Source organism: Variovorax paradoxus, from assembly GCF_022009635.1.
In the GTDB taxonomy this organism is placed as follows: Bacteria; Pseudomonadota; Gammaproteobacteria; order Burkholderiales; family Burkholderiaceae_C; genus Variovorax.
In genome coordinates this window covers 456,429-470,034 of record NZ_CP091716.1, presented here as the reverse complement: position 1 = coordinate 470,034, position 13,606 = coordinate 456,429, and the positions used below count along the sequence as shown (strand labels likewise).

The following is a 13,606-nucleotide window of genomic DNA, read 5'->3' as shown; positions in this document are numbered from 1 at the left end:
CCATCTTGAAAGCCTGCTCGGAGCATAGGAGCCTAGTCCCCATCAACAACTCTTGGTGGACACGTGAGCACTATCCCCGATCAGCAAGCCGGCACACGCCGGCGACGTCGCATTCACAGCGACGAATTCAAGGCAAACGCTGTGGCCAGCTGCATGCAGCCGGGCATGTCGATGGCGGCGGTGGCAATGGCCCACGGCGTCAACGCGAATCTGCTGCGCCGATGGGTTCGCGACGCAGAGATGAACTCGGCAACCACCGTCGTCAGCGCGACCACCGTCGAGGGCCCCAAGGCGCAAGAAGCCAAGACAGTGTTCGTCCCGGTCAGCTTGCCGCCACCAGTGCAGCCGGCTCATAGCCCGGACGTTCGCATCGAGCTGCGACGTGGGCCGATCGCGGTCACCGTGACCTGGCCGGCGAGCGCCGCAAGCGAGTGCGCGGCCTGGATGCGCGAGTTGCTTCGATGATCCGCATCGACGCGATGTGGCTGGCCGCAGACCCTATCGACATGCGCGCCGGCGCCGAGCGCCTGTTGGCGCGCGTTGTGCAAGTCTTCGGCGCAGCGCAGGCGCACCATGGCTACCTGTTCGCGAACGCCCGCGGCACGCGTGTCAAGCTGCTGGTGCACGACGGCTTCGGCGTGTGGTGCGCGGCGCGCCGGCTCAACGCGGGGCGCTTCGTCTGGCCCAGCACGACCGATGCGACGCCTTTGCTGTCGCTCACACCTGCGCAGTTCGACGCCTTGGTCCTGGGCCTGCCCTGGCAGCGGCTTCCCGAGCTGAGCGTCATCACGCGAGCCTGAGGAGCCGGCGCCAACGCCAACGCCACCTGCCCCAAGCGTTGACGGGGGATGTGCCGATGTTGGCATCGGCGTGCACTGGCATCATTCAACGCATGCTTGGTGCGCGTGATCTTCCTGTAGCGAATCCTTCGGGACTGTCCGCCGAGACAGCTGCGCTGGTTGCTCAGCTGCTCCAGCGGGTGCAAGACCAGCAGCAGCAACTGGCCGAGCATGGCCGTGTCCTTGCGCAGCGCGACCAGGCGCTCGCCGAGCGCGACGCGCTGCTGCAGCGCAAGGACCGCGAGATCGCCCTGCGCGAGGCCAAGATCGAGAAGATCACCTTCGAGCTGGCCAGGCTCAAGCGCTGGAAGTTCGGCGCCAAGTCCGAGGCCATGAACGCCGAGCAGCGCCGCCTGTTCGAGGAGACGCTGGCCGAGGACGAGGCGGGCCTGCGCGAGCAGCTCGAGCGGCTTCGGCGTGAAGCCGCCGCGGCTGCGGCCGCCGCAGCAGCCTCGGACACAACGACCAAGGCGCCCTCGCGCCGGCCGCGCCGCAACCCGTTCCCGATCACTTGCGCCGTGTCGAACACCACCACGAGCCCGAGCGCACCGACTGCCTGGAGCCCGGCTGCGGGCGCCCGATGACGCGCATCGGCCAGGAGGTCAGCGAGCGCCTGGACATCGTGCCGGCCGAGTTCTTCGTGCACCGCCACATCTATGGCAAGTGGGCCTGCCGCTGCTGCCAGGTGCTGCGCCAGGCGCCCAGCGTGGCAGAGGTCATCGAAGGCGGTATCGCTGCCAGCGGCTTCGTCGCGCACACGCTGATCAGCCGCTTCGTGGACCACATGCCGTACTACCGGCAAACGACCATCAACGCCCGCAGCGGCGTGCACACCGCGCTCCACGCTGGCGTCCATCACCGGCCAGGCCGGCGCGGCGCTGCAGCCGCTGCACGAGGCGCACAGGCGCTTCATCCTCAGCTGTGCGGTGCTGCACGCCGATGAGACACCCGTGTCCCTGCTGGACCCAGGCGCGGGCAAGACGCGAAGAGCCTACGTCTGGGCCTACGCCAGAAGCTGGCACGACAAGGTGCCTGGGGTGATCTACGAGTTCTGCCCGGGACGCGGGGCGCAGTACCCGCTGGCCTTCCTGGGAGGCCGAGAGAGACACGGCAGACGATGGTCGGGCACGCTGCTGAGTGACCGCTACAGCGCCTACGAGACTGTGGTCGATCCCCGGCTGTATCCGGACCGCCTGGGCGCCGCCTGCGCCGCGCACGCGCGCCGCAACTTCGAAGAGTTGACGCACGACGGCACCAGCGTGGTGGGCCTGGAGGCGGTGCGTCGCTTCGCGCGCATCTATGGCGTCGAGGCGCAGCTCCAAGACCTCAGCGACGATGATCGCCGGGCACAACGCCAGCAGCTCGCCAGGCCGCTGTGGGAAGAGCTCAAGCACTGGCTGCAACTGGAGCGCAGGCTGGTGGCCGACGGCGGCCCGACGGCCAAGGCCATCGACTACACGCTGGGGCACTGGACCGCGCTGACGCGCCACCTGAACGACGGCGCGGTCGCCATCGACAACAACCACCTGGAGCGCCAAATCAAACCGTGGGCGATGGGTCGCCGGGCATGGATGTTCGTGGGCAGCGAACTGGCCGGCCAGCGAGCGGCCATCGTGATGAGCCTGGTGCAGTCGGCGCGCCTGAACGGCCACGACCCTGGGCCTACCTGCGCGACGTGCTGCAGCGCCTGCCGACGCAGCGCGCCAGCCAGATCGAGGACTTGCTGCCGCACCGATGGCAGCCCGCGTGCGACGCAGCACCATGACCTTGCTCACGCAGACCGTGATGGTCCGGGCGAACATCGACGTCGACCGCATGAGCGCGCAGCAGAAGGTTGATCTGGCTGACGAAATCCACGTCCAGCAGCCCAACCTGCTGGCCTCCATCCTTGTGTTGCCTCGCTACGGGGTCGACATGCTGCAGCTTGAAGTGCCCATCCACGTTCTGCTGGTCGCCTTCCAGGCCATGAAGCACTGCGGGCACGCCGTGCCGACGATCTCTGAAGACGTCCAGGAAACCTCCTTGCGGCGGCTGACGGCGACGATGGAGTTCACCGAAGGCGTGCCGCCAGCCCTCGTCGAGCAGATGATCACGAAGTCCTGCGTCGACCACCCTGAGCGCTACCTGCTTGCGTTCGTGTACGGCTATCTCGGCGAGCACGATCTGTTGCGCGTGAGAACTGACGCCGAGAAGTTCTTGCTGCTGGCCGCCCTCAGCCTCGTGGAGTGTGTGGCCTACGTCGGAGCACAGCTGCAGTCCAAGTGACCCGCGTGCGGCCGGTCAAGATGGTCGGACTGGACGCTCACGCTGAGGGAGCGTTCGAGGAGGAGACAGCGTGAGAATCTCCGAGAAGATGGATGCGATGAGGTTCTCCATGTCTTGCACGTTCGGCGGCTCGAGCTGCCCGAGCGCATCGAGGACGTCGTCGCGTCCTCGTGCAAGGCGGGGACTCAGAACCTCCACCGGACGCTCGAAGAACTTGGGATGGGTGCTTCCCGCGAAGCGACGGTCAACCTCTTTCAACCAATGCGGGTTGAGGTAGAAGGCGAGCAGGACGGTCTTCGCCCCGGTCTCTCTGTAGTGGTAGTAGTGAGGTTCCCACGCGTTAATCATGAGTGCGCTTTGCGCCGTAACGGGATACTCCTTGGCACCGACGCCAAACTGAATGTCCGCCCCACCTATCTTGAAAACGATGTGACATTCTCTGTGCGCATGGAGGACCATGGAATGGTCCAGGCGCACGAGTACGGCCCTTCCGAATCGGCCATGAATGATGCGTAGAGGGTCGGACATCGAAATCTCCCGAAGAACTCAACCGCGGTCACGACTACGCCAAGCCTTGCTACGCAGTCACTTTTTCTGACTTGGAAGAGCGGTCGGCGGCCTGGAGCGATGCCGATGCTTCAACCAAGAAGAAGCGGGCAACCATTTCCTTTGTGATTTCGATTGCCCGCTTGAGGCTCATGTCGATGTGGTCGGTGAGCGTCTGTAGCGCTTCCTCGGTCCTTCGTAGTGCGATGAAGTCGATGACGTTCATGTGCGCATCGAACGACGTAAGGTTCCACGACGACAGCTGCTCGATGTCTACGTGGCGAGCGACGTGGATTCGACGCGTGACGATATCCATGAACGACATGATCTCCTTGTTGTGCGAGAGCGCAACAAGCCTTCGGTGAAATTCTTCATCGGCGAGAACCATGTCTCCGGTGGACATCGCCGCGGAATGCTTCATCACGTCGACCCAGAAACCCTTGACCGAAGCGATGTCGGCGTCTGATGCGCGCTGGATTGCCAGCATCACGGCTCGACGCTCCAGGGCGATGCGAACTTGGTAGAGGTCAAAGACCTCGTCGACGCTGATCGCCTTGCGGTAGAACCCCTTGTTCAAAACGAACTCCAGCAAGCCTTCTGCAGCAAGCCGATTAAGAGCTTCCCGGAGGGTGGCCCTCGCAACACCAAACTGCTCACCGAGTTGCTTTTCATTGATTCGGGCGCCCGGCCTGAAGTCGTACCGCATTGCCCGGTCGCGTAGCTCGTAGTAGAGCCGCTGCACGTTGCTCTCGTCCCTGACTGTCGCAGCTCTCGCAGGCTGCATTTGCTTGATCTTCGAGGACTTCACGGGCTGGACTGGTTCGAGACCGCCGTTATTCCGCTTCCTTCGCCCACCGCAAAGCCGTGCGCCTTGCCCCCGAAGCGCAGAGAGCTTCTACCAAGGGATTTCCATGACGCCGATTGCATATTCATGAGCTCAAAAGATAAGTGTCGACACGTGTACCGACATAGAGTTGTAGAACTTTTACCGGCCTGCTTCAAATGCGAGGTTTCCCTATCCCAGCGGCATTCGGCGCTCGAGCCTTTGTCGCCTTCGCGAGGCGCGCTCGGTCCGGTCTCAACCCTGAAAGGTCCGAATGAGCCTTCACCCAGTCAGCCTCGACGACAAGTACACCTTCGCCCATGGTCGGGTCTTCATTTCCGGCACCCAGGCACTGGTGCGGCTACCGATGACTCAACACATGCGCGACCGGGCGCTCGGGCTCAACTCCGCTGGATACATCACCGGTTACCGCGGTTCGCCACTCGGCACCTTTGACGAGCAGCTCAACAAGGCTGCCAAGCCTCTCGCCGCCCACAACGTCGTGTTCGTGCCGGGTGTAAACGAAGACCTGGCTGCCACGGCGGTCTGGGGTTCGCAGCAAGCCGAGGCCAGCGGAGAAGGAAAGTACGACGGCGTGTTCGCCATGTGGTACGGCAAGGGGCCCGGCGTTGACCGTACGGGTGACGCCTTCCGGCACGGGAACCTGGCGGGCTCATCGAAGCATGGCGGCGTCCTGGTCCTGATGGGCGACGACCACACCTGCGAATCCTCGACGACCTGCCATCAGAGCGAGTTCGCGATGGTAGACGCCATGATTCCCGTGCTGAGCCCCGCCGGCGTCCAGGAAATCCTGGACTTCGGCCTTTTCGGCTGGGCACTGTCTCGCTACAGCGGGTGCTGGGTCGGCATGAAGTGTGTCAAGGACACCGTGGAGGCTACCGCTTCCATCGACGTCGACGTAGACCGCGTTCGCATCGTTCTGCCCGACAACGTGGAAATGCCCGCGGACGGCCTGAACCTCCGCCAGCCGGACACGCCGCAGGCCCAGGAAGCCAGGCTGCACCGGCACAAGCTCGAGGCCGTGAAGGCCTTCGCGCGCGCCAACGCCATCGACCGAATCGTCGTGGATGGCGCCTCGGCGAAGCTGGGCATCGTTACACACGGGAAAAGCTACCTCGACGTGCTGCAGGCCCTGCACGACCTGGACCTCACGGAAGAGCAGGCGGGCCAGGTCGGGCTCCGCATCTACAAGGTCGGCATGACCTGGCCCTTGGAGCCCACCGGGGCCGTGCGCTTCGCGGAAGGGCTCCAGAAGGTCATCGTCGTGGAGGAGAAGCGCAGCCTGCTCGAGACCCAGCTCAAGGAGCAGCTCTACGGAAAAGTCGGCGCGCCCGCCATCATCGGGAAGCTCGATGAGGAGGGACAAAGCCTCTTCCAATCGGAAATGGCGCTCGACTCCAATCAGATCGCGGTCGCCATTGCCGAGCGCCTTCTGCAGCTTCACGACGGCAAGCCTGAAGGCCTGCGCCAACGGCTCGACGAGATTCGCTCCATGCGCGTCCCAAAAGGCGTCATCGACATCCTGTCTCGCAGCTTCTACTTCTGCAGCGGCTGTCCCCACAACTCATCGACGGTGCTCCCGGAAGGCAGCAAGGGCTACGCTGGGATTGGGTGCAGCTGGATGGCCCAGGCGATGGACCGCTCCACCACCGGGTACACGCAGATGGGTGCTGAGGGCATGTCGTGGGTCGGCGAGGCTCCGTTCTCCAAGCGCCAGCACATGTTCCAGAACATCGGCGACGGGACCTACTTTCACTCGGGTCTGCTGGCCATCCGAGCCGCAGTCGCGGCGAAGACCAACATCACCTACAAGATTCTGTTCAACGACGCTGTGGCCATGACGGGAGGTCAGCGCCACGACGGACCGCTTGACGTTCCCACCATCGCGCACCAAGTCCATGCCGAGGGCGTCAAGCGCATCGTGGTCGTCAGCGACGAGCCCGAGAAGTACCCTGCTGGCATCAATTGGCCCCAGGGTTTGACCGTTCACCATCGCGACGACATCAACGTCATCCAGAAGGAGCTGCGGGAGATTGAGGGAGCTACCGCGCTCATCTACGACCAGACCTGCGCTGCGGAGAAGCGACGCCGGCGCAAGCGCGGCAAATTTCCGGATCCGGCCAAGCGACTGCTTATCAACGACCTCGTCTGCGAAGGGTGTGGCGACTGCGGCGTGAAGTCCAACTGCGTGTCGGTCCAGCCGCTGGAGACAGAGCTAGGTCGGGGTTGTACGCCCAAACCCTCGAAATTTCCCGCTACGGGGATTACCCCCAGTCAATCCCCGCCAGAATCGCTTCCAAGTCAATCGGATTGCGGTTGTCTCTGAAGGCATAGTGCCCCAGGAAATGCAGATGCTGCCACGCCGCTGGTGAAATCCGCCTGAGCAAATCCAATGCCTTGTCGTTCCCCGTTGCCAGACACCGGCCAAGAAGTCCCGACAGCAGCATCGAGTTGTAGGCGATCACCACATTAGCGATCAACCGGCCACACTGGTTGCTGATGTCCACTTCCAGGTCGGTACGCCCGGTAAGTTCCTTTTTACCGTTGACCTGGGCGATGGTCGAGCGCAGCTGGTGGTAGGACTCAATGCGGTTTTCAGAGCGGTGGACATCACGCTGCAATTGAGGATCGCGCAAGTAGCGCAGCGTGTAGATAGTGCGGATCAGCTTGTCGTACTCGAAGAGGGCCTTGCGCGTGCGGTGGTGCCCGGACAGGGTGCAGATTTTGCGCACCAGCACACTTTGGCTCATTTCCTTGAGTCCCAGGGTGGCGGCAATGTGATCCAAGTTGGATTTTTCAGCGGCAATCAGATGACGGTCAATCTGTCCCACTGGCTGAATCAGGAAATCAGCATAACCCTCCTGGCCAGGGCCACGGTAGAGGTGCTTCAATTGCGCATGCAAATTGGTAAAGCGTGGCGCCAGGTTCATGCCAAACCAGTGCAGGATGGCAAAGTTGGCCATGTTGATGCTGTGCATGTCGCCCGTGATCGTGGTTGGCTTGATGTCGGACGTGTTGTTGTAGCAAATGTCAAACACCCAGTAGCTCTCATGCTGGTTGGCGCCCAGCAACTGGGTTTGCAGCGCCACATGGTTGGCCAGCAAGGTATAGGCGACAACGCCACGGTCCTTGCCAAAATACTTGCGTGAATGGCGGGCCTTGAGCGTCGGAGAGGCTGCCGCAAACTTTTGCCCGTCCACGCTGCCGTACAGCACCTCCATGTCGATGGAGTAGTACGGGAAGATGGGCAGGCTGGCGATGAAGTTGCTGAGGATGTCGCTCGCCTCAATCAGCGTGGCCGGCCGCAGGTGCTGCTGGTGCGAGGCTTCCAGAACGTGATACGGGATGTCGCAGGTTTCGGCCATTTTGAAGTTGCCATGGTTCATGGCCTGCGCAATGATCACGGCCATCAGGCTGTCAGCGTCGGCGACTTTCTTGGCGTACCGTGGCTGCAAGGGTGTCATGGCCGAGAGAAAGTTGCACCTTTCATTCACAAACCGGAATACGTCGGCAACGTCGCGCGCATGGAGCTTGCCGTAGAACCCTTGCTGCAGTTGCTTGTCCTTGTCTGCCTTGGGCCGGTGCCACGTCAACGTTTGTTTGACTGGGTCAAACTCCAGGTGCTTGAGCTTGCCGCTGCGCAGTTCCGAATCGAATGCCCGCCACTGAGTATCGAGTTCGACAAACAAGGCATCAAGCGTTTGGTCAACCGGCTGACGCAACCAAGGGATGTCCAGCGCCTTGAGGGCTTCGGCCTTGGCCTCCAGGGATACCAGGTCATCGGCAAAACGCCGGTGCTGCACACTGTCGTCAAGATAAATGTCCCCCGCATCAAGGCGTTTGCGCAGTTGCCGATAGACCCAAAACTCGTACCGGTCGCCACGCAGGCCCACTGGCTTGCCATCCTGGTCAAAGCTCAGCAGGAAGTTTCTCAACCTGGTGGGTATCGTGCGCTGTGGAATGTCCTCCAGCGGCTGATTGGCAAGGCGCTGTTGACGGACAAAGACTTCTTTCATCCATTGCAGCGCTGCCAGCCAGACCTTGCCGCTGGCGCTGCTGCTTGCGAAATCCAGGGCGAGAGCCAGTGGGCGCAAATTTTTCGTGCAAAGTCCGCTTTGCTTGTCCACCGCTTGCCAGCGCAAATCCATCTGGCTGACAGGCGTCTGCGTCAGGAGCTTGCCGGTCGAGCGCAGCTTCTCCTCGGGCATGATGCGGAAGGCCCGGTGGCGCACGGTGCCGAAAGGCGTCACATCAGTGAGCGAGTCATCCACATACAGCAGGAGCAATTCGCCCACGCGTGGCGTGGTTTGCTGCCGTTCATTGTGTATTTGGACGGCCTGCTGGTTCGCGACTTCTTTGGTGTCGTCTTCAAGATGGCGCGTGTGGTAGCCAAAGGCTTCCACCACGTTGTCCGTGAGTTGTCGGTAGCGCTGCCAGGCGTAGCACAGCAAATAGAGGTTGGTCTGACCGGGCTTGAATCGCCGCAAATCGTAGATGGTGTAGAAGTTCGCCAGACTGGCGTAGTAGGCGATGTTGAGTTGCGAGATATCAAGGCTTGGCAGCAGGGCTTTGGCGATGGCATACAAGGGAGCCAGGGTGAGGCGTTTTTGGCGTTCCAAGCCCATCTGGCGGTAGCGAAAGCTCTTGGCGTCCTGCTTCAGGGCAGCCAATTCGGACAAGGCGTCATCACGTTCCAGCAGTTGCTGCAGCGCTTTGCGTGCCGTATCGGTCAGGTCCACTTCTACAAGTTTTTCCAGGCGTTCACGCTCGACTGATAGTGCATTCGTGATCAGGTCTTGCAGCGTGGTGTAGCCCGGCCGCACGATGCGCTGGCCAATCAGGAATACCATCAGCTCAGCCAGCAAGAAAGTAGGGGTTACGTCCGTGCGTGCCAGCAGTGTTGCCTTGGCCCGCAACGCGGGCAGATCGTCGTCTGAGCACATGCGGTAGCCAAACAATTTGGCAATTTTATTGCGCTGCACATAGTATTCGCTGGTGTGTAACGGCGCATTGACAAGCGTCTGGCCCGGGAAATATCGCTGCAAAAGGAAATCGACGTCCTCATGTTGCACGTCGTCAAGAGAGAATTGAAAGAAGGCTTGCTTGGCTTTGAAGTACCCAATGTGCAAAAGGCAATAGACCTGTGCCAGAACGCTTTTGCGCCCCAATGCGAGGGCGCGTTCCGCATCGGTCATGGCAAAGAATGCGATGCGTTGGAAGTCGTCGAAATTTGGAATACCGTAGAGGGCTGTTTTTTCGGCCTCTGAAAGGATGGTCAGTCGCGCATTGCGGTCACCGCGCACGTGGGACTTTCAAAGGAATGTGGTTGGTATGCATGGTTTTGTAATATGGTCAATATCTTTGGTGGTTCACGATACACTGACTAAGTGACTAGCAAAGTGACATATTTTTGTGTTCAATCGACCCATTTGCTGTGTGTCACGCGAACGTTCGTTCAGGTGACACGATGCTGATCGGCTACATGCGCGTTTCCAAGGCGGATGGCTCCCAGGTTTTGGACATGCAAAGGGATGCATTGCTTGCCGCCGGCATTTGTGCTGAGCATATTTATCAAGATTTGGCATCTGGAAGCCTGGACGCACGGCCCGGACTCATCAACTGCCTGAAAGCGTTGCGGGCAGGCGATACGCTGCTTGTGTGGAAACTTGATCGTCTTGGCCGTAATTTGCGCCACCTCATCAACACGGTGCATGAGCTGACAAGCAAAGGTGTCGGCTTCCAGGTGTTGACAGGGCATGGCGCCTCCATCAATACGAGAACGCCTGAAGGTCAACTGGTGTTCGGCATCTTTGCGGCCCTGGCTGAATTTGAGCGGGCGCTGATTTCAGAGCGTACCAAGGTGGGCTTGGCGTCTGCCCGCGCGCGTGGACGCAATGGGGGCGGTCAGTACAAGATGACGTCGGCGAAATTGCGCCTGGCCATGGCGGCCATGGGCCAAAAGGAAACGGTCGTGAGCGACCTATGCAAGGAGTTGGGAGTCACGCGGCAAACCCTTTACCGGCATCTTGGGCCAGATGGGGTACTGCGCCAAGATGGCCAAAAGCTGTTGGAACGGTGAGAAAAAGCGGGATTCTGAAATTTTCGTGGATTTGGGCGTAGAACCCCAGGTCGCAAGCGGACCATTGACCAGTCGTCCTGCAACAAGGACTACTCCTGCGTGAAGGGCTTCTGCCCCAGCTTCGTTACGGTGCTTGGCGGCTCGCTTCGCAAGCCAGAGCGAGTCGCCGACTCCGGCGGCTTGTTCGTCGCTCTTCCGGAGCCAGAACTGCCATCGCTTGAGCGCGGCGTCTACAGCATCCTCGTCACGGGCATGGGCGGCACCGGCGTAGTGACCATCGGCGCGATTCTCGGAATGGCTGCTCACCTTCAAGGCCTGGGGTGTGGCATCCTGGACATGGCAGGTCTTGCGCAGAAGGGCGGCTCAGTATGGAGCCACCTGCGGTTTGGCAAGTCGCCCGAGGCCATCAAGACCATCCGCATCGCGGCCGGAGGTGCGAATCTGGTACTGGGGTGCGACATGATTGTTGCCGGCAACTCGAAGACGCTGGCCGCTACAAGCAAGGGCCGCACGCGCATGGTCGTCAACACCCAGGAGACGATGCCGGGAGAGTTTTCTCGCAAGGCCGACATGCAGTATCCGCGAGGTAGCTTGCAGCGCAACATCGTGGATGCGGTCGGCGCCGAGGGCGCAGACTTCGTGGAGGCTGGGCGCATCGCAACAGGGGTCACTTCAGGAAACGGATCACAGCGTACGTTAAGCCTGCGAGGATGCCGGAATCCAGCGGTACAGAGTTGGCACGGACACGCCCAGGTTCTTGGCCACGTCGCGCGGCGGCACGCCGTTGGCCAGTAGTTTCCTGGCTGATTCGATCTTGCTGTCGGTCATTTTCCGCTTGCGCCCGCCTTTGCGGCCCAATTGGCGAGCCACTTCCAGTCCTGCGCGGGTACGCTCTGCCGTCAGTTCCCTCTCCATCTCGGCCAGGCTGGCCATGACGTGAAAGAAGAATCGGCCCGAGGGTGTTCCTGTGTCGATGGCATCGGTAAGGCTCTTGAACTGCACCCCTTGCTGGTGCAACTGGCCGACCAGCTCCACCAGATTCTTGACGCTGCGGCCCAGCCGGTCGAGTTTCCACACGACCAGGGTGTCGCCCTCACGCAGCATTTCCAGCGCCCTGGCCAGACCGGGCCGCTCGGCCCGGCTGCCGCTCATCTTGTCATCAAAGAGCCTGTGGCAACCCGCCTTGGTCAAGGCGTCGATCTGAAGATAGAGCTGGCCCCGTTGGCTTGAACAGATTCCGATTTCTTTAAGTGGATCCTGCGGGGTTAGGCTGCCTTGGCCGAAGGCCATGGCAGCGTCTGGAAGTACACCACGTCCGGCGTTCGGGCGCCGAGGCTCGAATGCGGACGTCGGGTGTTGTAGAAGTCGATGTAGCGCCCGATTCCGCTTCGGGCCTGGCTCACGTTCTCGTAGGCATGAAGGTACACCTCCTCGTACTTGATCGAGCGCCACAGCCGCTCGATGAACACGTTGTCGCGCCAGCAGCCCTTGCCGTCCATTGAGACTCGGATGCCGTGATCGTGCAGCAGGCCAGTGAACGCGCTGCTGGTGAACTGGCTGCCCTGGTCGGTGTTGAAGATCTCGGGCGTGCCGTATCGGGCGATTGCCTCTTCGACAGCATCGGTGCAGAACTCAGTGTCCATCGAGATCGAAACCCGCCAGGCCAACACCCGGCGACTGTGCCAATCGATCACTGCCGCAAGGTAGATGAAGCCTCGGGCCATCGGGATGTAGCTGATGTCCATTGCCCAGACCTGGTTGGCCCGGGTGATCGCAAGCGTGCGCAGCAGGTAGGGATAGATCGTGCGCCCGGGCCTCTTCTTGCTGGTGTTGGGCTTCCTGTAGAGCGCTGTGATACCCATGCGCCGCATCAGCGTGGTCATGTGCTTGCGGCCCACAGCGACGCCTTCGCCGCGCAAGAGATCGCGCAGCATGCGCGCTCCGGCGAACGGCAACTCCAAGTGCAGCTCGTCGATGCGACGCATCAGCTTGAGGTCCGCATCGCACACAGGTTTGGGCGCGTAGTACGCTGAGCCGCGGCTGATGTTCACCAACTCGGCTTGGCGCCGGATCGGCAGATCGTGGCTTCGATCAATCATCGCTTTGCGCTCAGCATGCCGGCCTTGATGAGCGCGCCTTCCAAAAAATCATTCTCCAGCGCCAATTGACCGATCTTGGCGTGCAGCGCCTTCAGGTCGATGGCAGGCTCTGGCGTTGCCTGCTCGCCGCCGAAGACATCGGCTGCCCGACTGAGTAGTTGGTTCTTCCAGTCGGTGATCTGGTTGGGGTGCACGTCATGCTGCTGCGCCAATTCGGCCAGCGTCTTGTCGCCGCGCACCGCTGCCAGCGCCACCTTGGCTTTGAATGCCGCTGAGTGCGTGCGGCGGGGTCTTCTGCTCATGTTCGCTCCAATCAACACAGGCGAGGTCCTCGCCTTCAGGAGCAGTTTCCACCCTTATCGAGCTGTTCAGTTTTCTGGGGCCAGCTCTCTCGATGCCGCCGAACGCGGCGTGCCTCAACACCGCGAGCGTGTGTTTCTGGTTTGCAGTCGGTCCAAGTCGCCGATTCAGCTTCGTTTGCCAAAGCGCGAGCACCAGCCGGTGGCCAACGTGATCGACTGGGACTATCCGGACTGGAGTCCCATCATCACGCCGAAGCGCAAGCCGGCGACCATTCGACGCATCGCAGCGGGCCGTGCGGCTTTCGGTGATCGGTTCGTCACGCCCTACTACTCCAAGGGCAGCGGCCTGACCGGCAGAAGCATCCACCGCCCCATCGGTTCCTTGACCACCGTTGACCGTTGGGCGGTCATCGACGGCGACCGCATGCGCATGCTCCAAATCCACGAGGCCAAGGCCGTCATGGGCATGCGCGAGGACTACGCCCTCCCGAAGGTGAAGAGGTCCGCGATGCACCTTCTGGGCAATGGTGTCTGTCCCCCTGTCATGGCCGATCTGTTGACCGCACTCCGGCAGGTTGCATGAGGCCGAGCCTCAAGCGTACCTGTGCTGAAATTGCATCGACTCACGCCAA

The 13,606-nt window shown here is 61.5% G+C and carries 14 protein-coding genes and 2 pseudogenes; 11 read left to right on the top strand and 5 right to left on the bottom strand.

All coding sequences use genetic code 11. The features are described from left to right. Positions 1–63 precede the first annotated feature (63 nt). From tnpA to L3V85_RS02310, 7 genes and pseudogenes are all read left to right on the top strand, one after another. Positions 64–465, top strand: coding sequence for an IS66-like element accessory protein TnpA (gene tnpA / locus L3V85_RS02340; protein ID WP_237677820.1), 402 nt, complete (start codon positions 64–66; stop codon positions 463–465). Beyond that, positions 462–800 (top strand): IS66 family insertion sequence element accessory protein TnpB, encoded by a 339-nt coding sequence (gene tnpB / locus L3V85_RS02335; protein ID WP_237677819.1) that lies wholly within the window; start codon positions 462–464, stop codon positions 798–800. The genes tnpA and tnpB overlap by 4 nt, the downstream gene beginning before the upstream one ends. Before the next feature lie 179 nt (positions 801–979). Then, entirely contained in the window at positions 980–1,423 is a 444-nt protein-coding gene (locus L3V85_RS02330) for a hypothetical protein (RefSeq protein WP_237677818.1), read from the top strand. Further along, positions 1,420–1,782: an IS66 family transposase zinc-finger binding domain-containing protein gene (locus L3V85_RS02325; protein WP_237677817.1), complete on the top strand. Its 363-nt coding sequence runs from the start codon at positions 1,420–1,422 to the stop codon at positions 1,780–1,782. The genes L3V85_RS02330 and L3V85_RS02325 overlap by 4 nt, the downstream gene beginning before the upstream one ends. Beyond that, positions 1,685–2,437, top strand: a pseudogene (gene tnpC, locus L3V85_RS02320) (IS66 family transposase); the annotation flags it as partial. The gene L3V85_RS02325 and the pseudogene tnpC, both read left to right, overlap by 98 nt. Further along, positions 2,407–2,604: a transposase domain-containing protein gene (locus L3V85_RS02315; RefSeq protein ID WP_237677816.1), complete on the top strand. Its 198-nt coding sequence runs from the start codon at positions 2,407–2,409 to the stop codon at positions 2,602–2,604. The pseudogene tnpC and the gene L3V85_RS02315, both read left to right, overlap by 31 nt. Beyond that, positions 2,601–3,104, top strand: a complete 504-nt coding sequence (locus L3V85_RS02310; RefSeq protein ID WP_237677815.1) for a hypothetical protein — start codon at positions 2,601–2,603, stop codon at positions 3,102–3,104. Before L3V85_RS02315 ends, L3V85_RS02310 begins: the two co-directional genes overlap by 4 nt. A gap of 15 nt (positions 3,105–3,119) precedes the next feature. Here L3V85_RS02310 and L3V85_RS02305 read toward each other — a convergent pair whose 3' ends face one another. Together L3V85_RS02305 and L3V85_RS02300 are read right to left on the bottom strand one after the other, a co-directional pair. Further along, on the bottom strand, positions 3,120–3,632 hold the full coding sequence (locus L3V85_RS02305; RefSeq protein WP_237677814.1) for an AraC family ligand binding domain-containing protein: 513 nt from the start codon (positions 3,630–3,632) through the stop codon (positions 3,120–3,122). A 49-nt stretch (positions 3,633–3,681) separates the two neighbouring features. Then, positions 3,682–4,458 (bottom strand): GntR family transcriptional regulator, encoded by a 777-nt coding sequence (locus tag L3V85_RS02300; RefSeq protein ID WP_237677813.1) that lies wholly within the window; start codon positions 4,456–4,458, stop codon positions 3,682–3,684. Positions 4,459–4,747: 289 nt separating this feature from the next. On the opposite strand from L3V85_RS02300, the pseudogene L3V85_RS02295 reads away from it, so the two are divergent. Beyond that, positions 4,748–6,715, top strand: a pseudogene (locus tag L3V85_RS02295) (indolepyruvate ferredoxin oxidoreductase family protein); the annotation flags it as partial. Between the two features lie 43 nt (positions 6,716–6,758). Here L3V85_RS02295 and L3V85_RS02290 read toward each other — a convergent pair. Further along, positions 6,759–9,797: a Tn3 family transposase gene (locus L3V85_RS02290; RefSeq protein WP_237677812.1), complete on the bottom strand. Its 3,039-nt coding sequence runs from the start codon at positions 9,795–9,797 to the stop codon at positions 6,759–6,761. Positions 9,798–9,961: 164 nt separating this feature from the next. On the opposite strand from L3V85_RS02290, the gene L3V85_RS02285 reads away from it, so the two are divergent. Further along, positions 9,962–10,573, top strand: a complete 612-nt coding sequence (locus L3V85_RS02285; RefSeq protein ID WP_237677811.1) for a recombinase family protein — start codon at positions 9,962–9,964, stop codon at positions 10,571–10,573. A 99-nt stretch (positions 10,574–10,672) separates the two neighbouring features. Beyond that, positions 10,673–11,368: a 2-oxoacid:acceptor oxidoreductase family protein gene (locus tag L3V85_RS02280; protein WP_237677810.1), complete on the top strand. Its 696-nt coding sequence runs from the start codon at positions 10,673–10,675 to the stop codon at positions 11,366–11,368. Here the strand turns inward: L3V85_RS02280 and L3V85_RS02275 are convergent. Together L3V85_RS02275 and L3V85_RS02270 are read right to left on the bottom strand one after the other, a co-directional pair. Beyond that, on the bottom strand, positions 11,270–11,863 hold the full coding sequence (locus L3V85_RS02275) for a recombinase family protein (protein WP_237677809.1): 594 nt from the start codon (positions 11,861–11,863) through the stop codon (positions 11,270–11,272). The two genes, L3V85_RS02280 and L3V85_RS02275, sit on opposite strands and share 99 nt — an antisense overlap. Beyond that, positions 11,839–12,974, bottom strand: a protein-coding gene (locus L3V85_RS02270) for an IS3 family transposase (protein WP_237677808.1) whose coding sequence is annotated in 2 segments (ribosomal slippage) — positions 11,839–12,713 and positions 12,713–12,974 — 1,137 coding nt in all. Because the reading frame shifts where the segments join, the coding sequence is not laid out codon by codon here. The genes L3V85_RS02275 and L3V85_RS02270 overlap by 25 nt, the downstream gene beginning before the upstream one ends. Here L3V85_RS02270 and L3V85_RS02265 point away from each other — a divergent pair. Beyond that, on the top strand, positions 12,973–13,557 hold the full coding sequence (locus L3V85_RS02265; protein WP_237677807.1) for a DNA cytosine methyltransferase: 585 nt from the start codon (positions 12,973–12,975) through the stop codon (positions 13,555–13,557). The two genes, L3V85_RS02270 and L3V85_RS02265, sit on opposite strands and share 2 nt — an antisense overlap. The last annotated feature ends 49 nt before the right edge of the window (positions 13,558–13,606 follow it).